Raw genomic sequence first — 12,760 nt, forward strand, 5'->3', positions numbered from 1 at the left:
TTAGCAAATTACCAGAGAGTCGAGAATGCAGGTTTGGGGTAAGATTTTAGGCGCATTTTTTGGTTTCCTCCTTGGTGGCCCTTTTGGCTTGTTGTTAGGCCTCTATTTGGGGCATAAGTTCGATAAAGCCAGAACAAATATTTATTATGGCGGCGGATTCGGTGGTTTTGGTGCAGGCCGCGCCAGCAGTGTCGAACGTCAGGCTGAGTTTTTCCATGCCGGTTTTGCGGTAATGGGACATTTGGCTAAATCTAAAGGCCGGGTGACTCAAGAAGAGATTCGGGTTGCCAGCGCAATCATGGAGCGGATGGGGTTGCATGGCGAGTCCCGCCGTCAGGCACAAAATGCATTTCGTGACGGCAAAGAAGAAGATTTCCCGTTGCAGGAGACGTTGGCAAAAGTGCGGATGAGTTGCTCTGGCCGTGCTGACTTGCTGCAGTTTTTCCTTGAGCTGCAAATCCAGGCGGCTTTTGCTGATGGTAGCCTGCACCCAAGTGAGCGCCAGTTGCTGTATGTGATTGCCCGCAGTCTTGGTTTTTCTGATCGCCAACTGGAGCAGCGTTTGCATATGCAGGAAGCCGCTTTCCGCTTCCAGCAAGGTGGATTTAACCAGCAGCAAGGGGCATTCCGCCAGGCTCCGACTCGTGATCAGTTAGCGAATGCTTATGAGTCGCTTGGTATAAAATCTTCAGCCTCGGCCCAGGAGCTGAAGCGGGCATACCGTAAGCTGATGAACGAACACCATCCGGATAAGCTGGCAGCCAAAGGTCTGCCGCCGGAGATGATGGAGCTGGCGAAGCAGAAAACCCAGGAGCTGCAGGCGGCCTATGATCTGATCCGTAAGGAAAAAGGCTTTAAGTAATGTAAATGACGAGCATCAAGTGATTACCCCTCGGTGCTCGTTATTTCTAATGAGTACTTAAAATTTACCTTTCTTTTACACCACGTTCTGTGGTTTGCCTTCAATAAACTGATTGATGTTATCGATGAGCTGGTTGACTAGGGCCTGAATGGCCGAGTCAGACCCCCTGGCTACATGCGGGCTAAGTAGCAGGTTTGGCAGATGCGTATTAGCAATCAGCGGGTTTGTCTCATCGGCTGGCTCCTGAGTAAAGACATCCACTCCGGCTCCGGCAATCTTGTCATTTATCAAGGCGTCAACCAGAGCTTGTTCGTCGACTAAACCACCCCGGCCGGTATTGATTAGCAGGCTGGATGGTTTCATACTTTCCAGTTCCTTTGCCCCAATCAGGTTGGTGGTCTGCACTGTCAACGGACAGTGAAGGGTGAGTACATCAGCCCGGGTTATGACTTCGGTAAAAGGCGTGTAACCTTCTCGGCATGACTGTTTTCCCTTATGTTCAGCAAACAGCACCTTCATCCCCAGCGCTTGAGCTAGCTTGGCAACTGTCAGCCCCAGATTGCCGCCGCCGATGATCCCCAGTGTAGCGCCGTTGATATCTCCAATTGGGTGAGTAAAAAAACAAAACTGTTTTTCCTGCTGCCAGACTCCGTTTGCTATATCTCGATGGTAACCCATCAGGTTACGTCGCAGGGCAAACATCATTGTTATCACATGTTCCGGAACTGAATTGGTGGCATAGCCGCGGATATTGCTCACCACAATTTTGTTTTTTTGCAGTAGTCGAGATCGACATTGTTGGTACCGGTAGCTGCGATCGCAATCATGTTTAATTTTGGCAGTTGGCTGAGGATATTGGCATCCAGCACTACTTTATTGGTGATGGCGATGGTGGCCTCTTGTAGCCGTTCGACAATTTGTTCGGGAGTGGTTGTCGGGTATTCCAGCCATTGATGGTCAATATGCGGTCGTGGGAGCTGGATATGTGCGGGAATCGTGGCACGGTCAAGAAAGACGATTGTTTCCATACGTTTGGCTTTTGTTGGTGAGGTTAGTGTTAGTGTTAGTGTAGTTAACACTAACCTCTATACTGTGAAATTCAAAAGCGTGCTCAAGCCTTGTCGCTGGATATTTGATCCGGCAGCGTTTTGTGCGGTGCATCAGGGTAGAAATCACACGGGGCAAACAGGTGCATTGGCTCGCCTGTCGCGGGTTGGGAGAACGTCAGTTCAGCGGCATGAAGCTGTAGGCGTGGTACGCATTCTCTGGCTTCTTCATGGGCATAGAATTCATCTCCCAGAATAGGGTGGCCAAGTGCCAGCATATGGACTCGTAGCTGGTGGGAACGGCCCGTTACCGGACGCAGGCGAACCAGCGTGCTGTTTTCATCGCGGGAGATGACTTGGAAGTGGGTCACAGACGGTTTACCGTCCTCGAAGCAGACTTTTTGCATCGGGCGGTTTGGCCAGTCACAGATCAGCGGTAGATCAACCGTTCCGCTGTCTTGCTCCATACGGCCCCATACTCGGGCGTAGTAGACCTTTTCTGTTTCGCGCTCTCTGAATTGTTTGTGCAGATTGCGCTCGGAATCTTTGTTGATTGCCAGCATGATCAGTCCCGAAGTCGCCATGTCGAGTCGGTGAACAAGGTGGGCTTGTTCTTGATCCCGCAGTACCCGACTATAGACACTATCATGGTGTTTCGGATCCCGTCCCGGGTTGGATAACAGCCCTGATGGTTTGTTTAGCGCAATAATGTCATTGTCGAGGTGCAAAATATCGAGCCAAGGATCTGTTGGCGGATGATATTCCGGCATAGGCGTTGGTTTCATGTTTCACTCGGGCTTACTGGGTTATGAAGCTGAGCATCATACCACTTTCCCGGTTAGGGTTAACCAGGGCCGAAAGAAAACCGCCCGACAGGGATCCTGTCGGGCGGCTATTTTTGCACTGGACTTTGGTGTTGGCGGGTTAGCCGTGGCTGACTACAATCAGGCGTAGCGAGTCCAGCTGAACCTGGGCCTTGGCAATGTAGGCTGTCAGATCCTGGATTTGAGATTCGATCAGTTCCAGCTCGTCATCACGGATGTTCGGGTTGACCGCTTTCAGTGCCTGCAGGCGATCCAGCTCGGCGCGCAGGTTGGCTTCCATCTCGCTTTGAGCTGCATCACGTACGCTGACCAGTTCTTTAGCCACCGCTTTTTCTGCATGTTCGATCAGAACATGAATATCCTTCTGTACCGAGTTAACCAGCTTGCTGCCAAGGTGGCGGTTAACCGGACTCAGCTGGCGGTTGAAGCCTTCGAATTCCACGTTGGCCGACAGATTATTGCCTTTGGCATCAAGTAGGATGCGGATTGGCGTTTTAGGCAGGAAGCGGGCAATACCAGACTGTTTAGGTGCCTGTGCATCGACGACATAAACCAGCTCAAGCAACAGGGTACCAGCCGGTAGCGCCTTGTTCTTCAGCAGTGATACGGCAGTTGTGCCAACACCTTCAGATAGCAGCAGGTCGATGCCGCCCTGGATCATCGGGTGCTCCCAGCTGATGAAGTGCATATCTTCGCGTGACAGTGCGGTATCACGCTCGAAAGTAATGGTGCACCCATCGTATGGCAGGCCAGGGTAGCTGGCGACCATCATGTGTTCGGATGGCGTAACGACAATGGCATTCTCGCCTTTGTCATCCTGGTTCAGGCCGATGGTATCGAACAGGCCAAGGGCAAAGGTTACCAGGTTGGTGTCACCGTCTTTGGATGCAATGCTCTCTACTAGTTCATGAGCTTTGTCGCCACCGTTGGAGTGGATTTCCAGCAGGCGGTCGCGGCCTTGTTCCAGCTTCGACTTGAGTTCCTTGTGCATGTCTGCGCTGCGTTCGATCAGCTGCTCCAGCGCTTCCTCGTCGTGCTTCTCGCTTGCTAACAGGCTGATAAGGTCACTGCTGAAGGCATCGTAGATAGCACGGCCTGTCGGGCAGGTTTCCTCAAAGGCATTCAGTCCTTCATTGTACCAGCGTGCCAGCAGGGCCTGTGAAGTGCCTTGAAGGTGCGGTACATGGATTTCGATATCGCGTTGCTGACCGATACGGTCCAGGCGGCCGATACGTTGTTCAAGCAAATCCGGGTTATTCGGCAGGTCAAACATCACCAGCTGGTTAGCAAACTGGAAGTTGCGACCTTCAGAACCGATTTCTGAACATAGCAGTACCTGGGCGCCGTCCTCGTCCTGGGCGAAGTAAGCTGCTGCTTTGTCGCGCTCGATAATGGACATGCCTTCGTGGAAGACAGTTGCACGGATCCCTTCGCGTTCGCGCAGGGCTTGCTCCAGCGTCAGCGCTGTCTGGGCACGGGAGCAGATCACCAGAACCTTTTCATTGCGGTTGGCTTTGAGCATATCCAGCAGCCAGTTGACGCGTGGGTCAAAGTTCCACCAGGTGGCTGATTCGCCTTCAAACTCCTGGTAAATATCTTCCGGATATAGCAGTTTAATCGCTTTTTGCTCATCGGATACCTTGCCAGCCATCATTCCGGCAACACGCATTGCGGTTTGGTACTGGCTTGGCAGAGCTAGTGGGTACATGTTCAGATGACGCTGCGGGAAGCCTTTAACGGCTGCACGGGTGTTACGGAACAGCACGCGGCCGGTACCGTGGCGATCCATCAGGTTGTCGATAAGCTCATGGCGCACCGTTTCTTGCTGATCGTCGTCAATATCCTGAGATTCGATGATACGCAGCATCGGCTCAATATCCTGTTCCGGCAGCAGCTCTGTCAGAATGTTTTTGGCGGTATCATCAAGTTTTTCGCCTGACAGAAGGCGTGATACAGCATCGGCGACCGGTGCATACTGGCGTTCTTCTTCGACAAAGGCTTCGTAATCGTAGAAGCGGTCTGGATCTAACAGGCGCAGGCGGGCAAAGTGGCTTTCATGGCCCAGTTGCTCCGGGGTTGCTGTTAACAGCAGCACGCCCGGGGTTTTTTCTGACAGCTCTTCTACCACTTGGTATTGGCGACTAGGTTTGTCTTCGCTCCACTCTAAGTGGTGCGCTTCATCGACAACCAGCAGATCCCAGTCGGCATCCAGTGCCTGTTCGAAACGGCGGCGGCTCTTGCGCAGGAAGTCCAGTGAGCACAGTACGTACTGGGCGGTATCAAACGGGTTAGCTGAGTCGGCGTAGGCTTCAACACAACGTTCTTCGTCAAAAATAGAGAAGTGCAGGTTGAAGCGGCGCATCATTTCGACCAGCCACTGGTGCTGGAGTGTTTCCGGAACCAGGATAAGAATACGCTCGGCACGGCCAGACAAGACCTGCTGGTGGATAATCATACCGGCTTCGATGGTCTTACCCAGACCGACTTCATCAGCCAGTAGTACACGTGGCGCGTAGCGACGGCCAACTTCATGGGCGATAAATAGCTGGTGCGGGATCAGGCCTGCACGCATACCACACAGACCGCGAAGCGAACTCTTGTGCTGTTCGTACTGGTTTTTCAGTGCGCGGTAACGTAGGGCGAATCGATCCATACGGTCGATTTGGCCGGCGAACAGCTTGTCCTGTGGTTTGTTGAAACGAATTTGGTGGCTGAGGAAGATTTCGCGTAGCTGAACATTTTCTTCTTCGGTATCTGTACGTGTTCCGATGTAAGTGAACACGCCGCCATCTTCTTCGACCTGCTCTACTTTCAGTGACCAGCCTTCATGGCTTTCAACCACATCGCCGACATTAAACATTACGCGGGTCACGGGAGCATCATTTCGAGAGTACAGGCGGTTCTCCTCACTGGCGGAGAACATTAAGGAAACAGTGCGGGCGTCGACCGCAACAACTGTACCTAAACCCAGATCACTTTCAGTATCACTGATCCAACGTTGGCCCAAAGCAAATGGCATAGTGGTTAAAACCTTCTAATTATTTGATATTAATGAGAATGCTAAGCCGATGCCCTAACATTTTTGAACTACACTGAGGTTAAGTGTAAGCCAGAATTCGCACCGGTAAAAAAGGGGAGTTATGTTACTGCATGCTGTGATTAAGGTCACGGCGAAAGTGACCTTGATCCAACAAACTATTTTAGGTGTGAGTGTCACAATTTTTTAATTATCTCCGGTCATAAATAGTAAGCAGGTTAATTTGGCGTACGCTAAAAGAAGGATGGCATATTGATTTTGCCGTCTGATTGTTACCTAGGAGGTACCTATGGACGCAGTTGAACGCAAAATTTTTGTATTGGATACGAACATTCTGCTTCACGAGCCCCTCGCTATTTATTCATTCAAAGAGCACGATGTCGTCATCCCGATGACCGTGCTGGAAGAGTTGGATCGCATCAAGGACAGTAAGCGCGATATATCACGAGATGCCCGCGTGGCTATTCGGGCCTTGGAAGATATTTTCCGAGATGCGACGCCGGAGCAGATTGCTGCCGGGATCCCTTTTGCCGAACAAGCAGAAAATCAGGGCACGATTGCCATTTTTGCTGACTATGAAGTGACAGAGACGGTTCATGCTTTTGCCGATAAGGCCGGTGATAACCGGATCTTGAACGGGGTGCTTTATTTGCAGGCCGAGCATGCGCCGAGGGAAGTGGTGCTGATCACCAAGGATATCAACATGCGGCTGCGCGCCAAGGGGGCCGGGGTCTACAATGTGGATGACTACCGTTCGGATCAGGTGGTCGATGATGTGAAGCTGCTGACCAAGGGGTATTACCAGTATCCGGGTGAGTTTTGGGAGCGGGTCGGCGAGTGCCAGTCTGAGAGCCAGGGGCGTTCGACGCTGCATACCTTGCCTTCAGAGCTTTTTGATAAACCATTTATCAACCAGTACTTGTTGGATGAAAGTTCGGATTTTGCCGCACGGATAAAGGTTATTGACGGTGTGAGCGTGACCTTGAAAGATATCGGCCAGGAGCGATTGATGAGCCGCCAGGCCTGGGGCATTCATCCGAAAAATATTTATCAGGGTATGGCCATGGATGCGATGATGGATCCGGATATTGACCTGGTGATCCTGACTGGCCCTGCAGGCTGTGGTAAGACTATCCTGGCGATGGCGGCAGCCCTGGAGCAGGTGATAGAAAAAGGAATGTACGACAAGATCATTGTGACTCGTAATACCCCGGAAATCGCGGAATCTATCGGCTTCCTGCCGGGTACCGAAGAAGAAAAAATGATGCCATGGCTGGCAGCTGTGACCGATACCATGGAAGCGCTTCACAAACACGATGTCTGTACTGATGGCTCGATGAAGTACATTTATGACAAAGCCAATATTCAATTCAAGTCGATTAACTTTATGCGCGGACGCTCAATTCAGAATGCCTTTGTATTGCTGGATGAGTGTCAGAATTTAACCGCCTCCCAGATCAAGACGATAATTACCCGTTGTGGGGAAGGCACCAAGATTGTCTGTTCCGGTAACCTGGCGCAAATTGACTCCAGTTACCTTTCTCCGGTGACCTCGGGTTTAACGTACATCGTTGAGCGTTTTAAGAATTTCGAGGGCAGTGCCAACATCTATCTCGACGGTGTCATTCGCAGCCGTTTGGCCGAATTTGCGGAAGAGAATTTATAATTTCCCACTCATTTCAAATGACGAGATTCGAGGAGCAAGAGGAAGAGTTCTTGCTCCCATATCAATGGTTGGGATACCCGCTGTTATTTTTTATTTCTTATTGGTCATAGCCTAAATATTTCTTCAGCTCTTCATCTTCAGGCTGGGTGAGCAACGCCTTACTGTCGCCGAATACCTTGATACTGCCGTTGCAGATAAAGGCACACTTGTCGGCAATTTTCAGGGCATCTTCCGGGTTATGGGTCACCATGAGTACTGTCGTTTGCTGTTCTTCTGCGAGATTTCTGACTAGTTCCAGCATCTCTTTACGCAAGGCCGGGTCAAGGGCTGAAAATGGCTCGTCAAGCAACAGCAGTGGACGTTTCCTGATCAGGCAGCGAGCCAGGGCTACGCGTTGTTTCTGGCCGCCGGATAGCTGCTCCGGCAGGCGGTCGAGGTATTGCTTGATCCCGACTCGGGTCGCTGCGGCCTGGATGTTTTCCTTATCTTCCTGACTGAGTTTGAGTCCGGGATTCAGGCCCAGACCAATATTTTCGAAGACTGTCAGGTGGGGAAACAGGTTGTGATCCTGGAACAGCAAAGAGAGTGGTCGCTCTGATGGAAGTTGGCGCTCGATGGCCTGCCCGGCAATAGTGAGCTCTCCGCTATCGGGCTTTAGAAATCCGGCAACCATTGCCAGCAAGGTGCTCTTGCCAGCCCCACTTGGGCCGATAAGGGCTACAATCTCTCCGGTATTTACTGTGAGATCAAAGGTGTGTCGTGTGCTGCCTGCCTGTTGTGACAGGCCTGGTTGGCAATAGCTGTGACTGAGGTGTTTTAGGGTCAGCATCATGGTGTCCGGATCAGAATTTTTTCAACCAGGGTAAAGAGTCCCAGGCTCAGAAGTAGCAGGATTAGCGCGGCAACGGCTGCAGCATCCATCTGGTAGCTGCCCATGAGCTGGAACAGGTAGAGCTGCAGGGTTTGGAAGTCCTTGCTGCCAAATAAGGCGATTGCTCCCAGATCACCTAACGAGAGTACAAAGCCTATCGCTAGCGCCTGGGCGAGCGGTTTGCGTAGGGCGCGCCATTCCACGAGTCGCAACCGGGATAGTCCGTGCATTCCCAGGCTCTGGCAGAGCGGATTGTATTGTTGGGCGATGTGCAGCATTGGCTGACTCAAGGTCTTGATGACATAAGGTAGCGCCATCAGGGCATTGACACTGACGACCACCCAGAAAGCCGCGGCAAAGGCATCGGTATACTGGCGTAGCAGCAGGAAGATCCCGGTACTGAGCACCAGCCCAGGAGTAACGAGGATGATAGTGCCGAGCAGCTCTATACCATCTGCCGGTAAGGTTTTCTTTTGTAGCCGCCAGTGGCGGCTTGTCAGCAGAATTGCGATGCCAGCGGTTACCGCGGCGATGCAGGATAGCATAGCGATTTTCAGTGAGTTCATCATTGCCTGCCATAGTGCCGGTTCGGCCAGTAGAACAGGGAGTTGACTGTTAAGGCCTGCGCTGACGACGGCCAGCATTGGCGGCAGTACCAACAAGATAGCAAAGCCTATCCACAGCCCGTCCCATGCCTTGGCTTGCCAGCTATCATGAAGGTAAAGAGGATGCAGGGACGCGGAGCCGCTGAGCGTTGATAACGGCTTGGCAAAGCGCTGGGTTAGTAGAACCAAGCTGCTGCAGATGAGCATTTGCCATAGGGCAAGGATTGCTCCGCCAGCGAGATCGAAGTCGTAGCGCAGGGCCTGATATATTGCCAGCTCTATGGTGGTGGCTTTGGGGCCTCCGCCTAGCGACATGATCACGGCAAAGCTGGTAAAACACAGCATGAAGATCAGGCCGATCACATGGGGTAACTGTTGGCGCAGTCGCGGCCAACCAATGAAACGAAATTTGTGCCAGCCTCGGATACCGAGATGAGTCGCCAGCTGATGTTGTTCGAACGGGATCCCCTCCAGGCTTTGCAGCAGTAAACGGGTAGCCAGTGGGAAGTTGAGAAATACATGGGCCAGCAAGATGCCGTTCAGGCCATAGATGGAAAAAGGCAGGGGCTCTCCGTTAGCCTGGAAAAATTCAGCCAGCAGGCCGCTCTTACCGTAGATTGCCAGCAGGCCGAACACCGCAACCAGAACGGGCAGTACCAGGGTCATGGCAAATAGCCGTAGCAGCAGGTTTCGACCGGGAAACTGGCGGCGCGAGAAGGCGTAGGCGGCAGGAATGGCTGGGATAATGCTGAGCAGTGTCGACAGCAGTGCCTGATAGAAACTGAATCCGGCGACGTGGCGCAGGTAGGGATCATGCCAGATAAGAAACGGGCTTAGCTCGTTGGCCTGGCTGATCAGGGCGCTGATGGCACTGAGCACCAGGGCGACAATCAGCCCGGCAGACAGGATGCCGGGCAAAGTTTGGGTAACACGGGTATTCAAAGGTCAGTGGCCATTATTGAGTCAGGGCATGTTGCCATTCACGGATCCATCCACGACGCTGTGCTGCGATTTCCTCGGCACTGAACTCCAGCGATTTTGCCGGAAGTGTAAGCTGATCGAATCCTTTCGGCAGCGCTTGCTCGGTGACCGGGTACATCCAGTTGCCGGTTGGGATCACGGACTGGAATTCCGGCGTCAGGATGAAGGACAGGAACTGATCGGCCAGCTTCTGATTCGGGCTGCTTTTCAGTTTAGCTGCCACTTCAACCTGCATGTAGTGGCCTTCGCTGAAATTTGCGGCTTTATACTTGCTCTCATTCTCGGCAATGATGTGGTAGGCCGGAGAGGTGGTATAGGACAAGACTAAATCCGATTCGCCCTTAAGGAACATATTGTAGGCTTCCGACCAGCCTTTGGTGACAGTGACTGTCTTTTTCGCTAGCTGCTGCCAAGCGGAGTTAGCCTTGTCACCATAGATAGATTTCATCCATAGCATCAGTCCTTGGCCCGGTGTCGAGGTACGCGGATCCTGGTAGATGATACTGAGATCGTCACGCTCAATCAGTTCAGTAAGACTTTTCGGCGGGTTAGTCAGTTTTTCAGAATCATAGACAAAGGCGAAGTAGCCGTAATCGTATGGGACGAATGTGGTGTCCGCCCAGCCATTAGGCAGGGTTACCTTGCTGGTATCGATCTGATGCTTTGCTAACAGGTTCGTTTTCTTGGCTTCACTCAGTAAGTTGTTGTCCAGACCGAGCAGGATATCGGCTTTGGTACTTTTACCTTCAAGGCGCAGGCGGTTGAGGATAGAAACGCCGTCTTCTAACGCGATAAACTCAAGGTTACAGTCGCATTGGGCCTCAAAGGCTTTTTCGATAGCCGGGCCCGGTCCCCAGTCTGAGGCAAACGAGCTGTATGTGTAGACGGTGAGTGTATCGGTCGCCGCCCAGGCTGAGCCTGCCGCCATCGATAAGGCTAAAGTCGGAAGAATTTTTTTCACTATGCGCTCCTGATGTCCTTGCTTCCTGCAAGGGAGATAAAAATGAGCGGCACAGGGTTGAGACAGGCGCTAAGCATCGTGCTGCAACGCTGACTGTTCGTCATTGTCTGTTTATCTCAATTCCTACGCCAGCATGATCTGGTTCAGGTTCTGTGGGTTCTGCTGTTGCAATCTCAGTCTAGATTTGTGTCCAGACACCCCAATGAGAACGAGAGCTATTGTAATGCGCTATGCTGCTTGTTGCCAGCGCAATACTGTTGCACTGGCTTAGGGCTTCTCGGGTCTGTGATGTCCGTGGCTGATATCGGCTGGCAAAATAAGCCATATAATATTAATAGCTTAGTTAATGTCAGGTGGTTGGTGAGCGTGCACTTACTTTGCTTCGTTGAGGGACCAGTTGTAATCGTAGCTAACGCTGCTGAGTTGAACCGGTTGTTCTTTCCTGTATTGGTTGAGATGTTGTTGTAGCTCACTTTGCGTTCCAAAGTCGCTGCCGTACCAGTCATAGATCGATGATAGCCGGACGTTATTGCCGTAGAGCTCGACCCCTTTGGGACTGTTGATAAACCTGCTGGCAGCCTGCTCAAGCAAGGCTTCGTTGTTTTTAGCGGTAAAGGCTGTTGGCTGGAGGTCGGGACAACCGAGGCTGGCACAGTTGACTGCATAATGAATGCGAGCATCCTGCCAGATAGGCCGTAGGATGCGGTGTTCGATGTCGTTGAGTGACAGCGTTTTGCCGGCGATGGTGATTAGTTCCTCATCCCAGGGTCCGAAACTGAAAAAGCCGCCGAGCTTAGTGATCGATTTTACCGGGTAGTTATTGAGGATCAACTGGACGGTCAGGGCATTATAGAGGTTGACCCAATAGGCAAATTGTTCTGGCTTGGCATACTGGCGGGGATCGATGGCGGCGAGATCGCGGATGTAGCGATTGAGCTCCCATTTGTCATTTTCTGATATTGCGTTGTAGCGGAATAAAGTTTGCTGGGGCAGCTCCACTAGATAGGTATCCAGTGTTTGCTGCCAGCGGCTGTGATCGATAGTCGTCGGGTTCGTTTCATTGCTCTGTTGCCAGAAGGGCCATAAGTCGGCTTTTGGGGCGGCGATAGCCGGGCTCAGGACCGATGTGATGAGCAAGGTGAAAGCAAGTAGCAGTCGCATGGGCTGTCCTTAGTTTTTGGGATGCTGTTGGCTCATTAGTTATATATGACCTTGTTTGAGCTATCTTTCTTTCATTTATACACAATTGAAAATAAAACGCCCCAGCACCATGGCCGGGGCGGTAGTCAGTCATTGGTTACATCAGGCAAGATAGGCCGGAATTTTACTTTCGTATTCAGCAATTTTGTCCTCATGCTGCAGGGTCAGCCCAATGTTGTCCAGCCCATTAAGCAGGCAGTGGCGGCGGAATTCATCAATCTCGAAACTGTACTCTTTTCCGTTGGCTGTGACCGTCATGGTTTCCAGGTTGACGTTGATCTCAGCCCCTTCGTTGGTATTAACGAATTGGAATATCTCATCGACTTCCTGCTCAGCCAGGCGTACCGGTACCATCTGGTTGTTGATCGAGTTGCCGTAGAAGATATCGGCAAAGCTCGAGGCAATCATGACCTTAATACCATAGTCGGCCAAGGCCCAGGGGGCATGTTCGCGCGACGAGCCACAGCCGAAGTTTTCGCGGGCCAGCAAAATGCTGGCACCTTGGTAGCGTGGGGCGTTCAGGACAAAATCCGGATTGGGCTGCTGTCCGGCATCATCGAGAAAGCGCCAGTCATGAAACAGGTGCTTGCCAAAGCCGGTTCGGGTGACTTTTTGCAGGAACTGTTTGGGAATGATGGCATCGGTGTCGACATTGGCTGCATCCAGGGGAACGACCAAACCAGTATGTTGTTTAAAACCTGTCATTG

General features: G+C 51.9%; 10 protein-coding genes, 1 pseudogene and 1 riboswitch. Of the genes and pseudogenes, 3 read left to right on the plus strand and 8 right to left on the minus strand.

Annotated elements, in window-relative coordinates; all coding sequences use genetic code 11:
* The first annotated feature begins 25 nt into the window (after positions 1–25).
* Positions 26–862 (plus strand): co-chaperone DjlA, encoded by an 837-nt coding sequence (djlA, locus tag Q0852_RS15115; protein ID WP_299019345.1) that lies wholly within the window; start codon positions 26–28, stop codon positions 860–862.
* Positions 863–937: 75 nt separating this feature from the next.
* Here the strand turns inward: djlA and Q0852_RS15120 are convergent.
* Positions 938–1,890 (minus strand): annotated as a pseudogene (locus Q0852_RS15120) (D-2-hydroxyacid dehydrogenase).
* Positions 1,891–1,973: 83 nt separating this feature from the next.
* Entirely contained in the window at positions 1,974–2,693 is a 720-nt protein-coding gene (gene rluA / locus Q0852_RS15125; RefSeq protein ID WP_299019347.1) for a bifunctional tRNA pseudouridine(32) synthase/23S rRNA pseudouridine(746) synthase RluA, read from the minus strand.
* Here rluA and Q0852_RS15130 point away from each other — a divergent pair.
* Positions 2,692–2,862, plus strand: a complete 171-nt coding sequence (locus Q0852_RS15130; protein ID WP_299019348.1) for a hypothetical protein — start codon at positions 2,692–2,694, stop codon at positions 2,860–2,862. The genes rluA and Q0852_RS15130 overlap by 2 nt on opposite strands.
* On the opposite strand, the gene rapA is transcribed toward Q0852_RS15130, so the two are convergent.
* The gene (gene rapA / locus Q0852_RS15135) at positions 2,833–5,751 is read right to left on the minus strand and encodes an RNA polymerase-associated protein RapA (RefSeq protein ID WP_299019350.1); all 2,919 of its coding nucleotides are present in this window, start codon (positions 5,749–5,751) and stop codon (positions 2,833–2,835) included. The genes Q0852_RS15130 and rapA overlap by 30 nt on opposite strands.
* Before the next feature lie 307 nt (positions 5,752–6,058).
* Here rapA and Q0852_RS15140 point away from each other — a divergent pair, with 307 nt between their 5' ends.
* Positions 6,059–7,435, plus strand: coding sequence for a PhoH family protein (locus Q0852_RS15140; RefSeq protein ID WP_299019352.1), 1,377 nt, complete (start codon positions 6,059–6,061; stop codon positions 7,433–7,435).
* 97 nt (positions 7,436–7,532) lie between these two features.
* On the opposite strand, the gene thiQ is transcribed toward Q0852_RS15140, so the two are convergent.
* From thiQ to leuD, 5 genes are all read right to left on the minus strand, one after another.
* Positions 7,533–8,264 carry a thiamine ABC transporter ATP-binding protein gene (gene thiQ / locus Q0852_RS15145; RefSeq protein WP_299019457.1) on the minus strand — a complete coding sequence of 244 codons (732 nt, stop codon included), beginning with the start codon at positions 8,262–8,264 and terminating at the stop codon, positions 7,533–7,535.
* Positions 8,264–9,853 (minus strand): thiamine/thiamine pyrophosphate ABC transporter permease ThiP, encoded by a 1,590-nt coding sequence (gene thiP / locus Q0852_RS15150; protein ID WP_299019354.1) that lies wholly within the window; start codon positions 9,851–9,853, stop codon positions 8,264–8,266. The genes thiQ and thiP overlap by 1 nt, the downstream gene beginning before the upstream one ends.
* 13 nt (positions 9,854–9,866) lie before the next feature.
* The gene (gene thiB, locus Q0852_RS15155) at positions 9,867–10,853 is read right to left on the minus strand and encodes a thiamine ABC transporter substrate binding subunit (protein WP_299019356.1); all 987 of its coding nucleotides are present in this window, start codon (positions 10,851–10,853) and stop codon (positions 9,867–9,869) included.
* A gap of 103 nt (positions 10,854–10,956) precedes the next feature.
* A riboswitch (TPP riboswitch) is annotated at positions 10,957–11,065 on the minus strand.
* 160 nt (positions 11,066–11,225) lie between these two features.
* Positions 11,226–12,014, minus strand: a complete 789-nt coding sequence (locus Q0852_RS15160) for a DUF547 domain-containing protein (RefSeq protein ID WP_299019358.1) — start codon at positions 12,012–12,014, stop codon at positions 11,226–11,228.
* 141 nt (positions 12,015–12,155) lie between these two features.
* The gene (gene leuD, locus Q0852_RS15165; protein ID WP_299019360.1) at positions 12,156–12,758 is read right to left on the minus strand and encodes a 3-isopropylmalate dehydratase small subunit; all 603 of its coding nucleotides are present in this window, start codon (positions 12,756–12,758) and stop codon (positions 12,156–12,158) included.
* Positions 12,759–12,760: the final 2 nt, after the last annotated feature.

The sequence above is a fragment of the uncultured Photobacterium sp. genome (genome assembly GCF_947502415.1).
GTDB lineage: Bacteria > Pseudomonadota > Gammaproteobacteria > Enterobacterales > Vibrionaceae > Photobacterium.

Coding starts and splice junctions, on each gene's coding strand:
- djlA (WP_299019345.1), top strand. CDS start 26: ATGCAGGTTTGGGGTAAGATTTTAGGCGCATTTTTTGGTTTCCTCCTT.
- Q0852_RS15130 (WP_299019348.1), top strand. CDS start 2,692: ATGTTTCACTCGGGCTTACTGGGTTATGAAGCTGAGCATCATACCACT.
- rluA (WP_299019347.1), bottom strand. CDS start 2,693: ATGAAACCAACGCCTATGCCGGAATATCATCCGCCAACAGATCCTTGG.
- rapA (WP_299019350.1), bottom strand. CDS start 5,751: ATGCCATTTGCTTTGGGCCAACGTTGGATCAGTGATACTGAAAGTGAT.
- Q0852_RS15140 (WP_299019352.1), top strand. CDS start 6,059: ATGGACGCAGTTGAACGCAAAATTTTTGTATTGGATACGAACATTCTG.
- thiQ (WP_299019457.1), bottom strand. CDS start 8,264: ATGCTGACCCTAAAACACCTCAGTCACAGCTATTGCCAACCAGGCCTG.
- Q0852_RS15160 (WP_299019358.1), bottom strand. CDS start 12,014: ATGCGACTGCTACTTGCTTTCACCTTGCTCATCACATCGGTCCTGAGC.
- leuD (WP_299019360.1), bottom strand. CDS start 12,758: ATGACAGGTTTTAAACAACATACTGGTTTGGTCGTTCCCCTGGATGCA.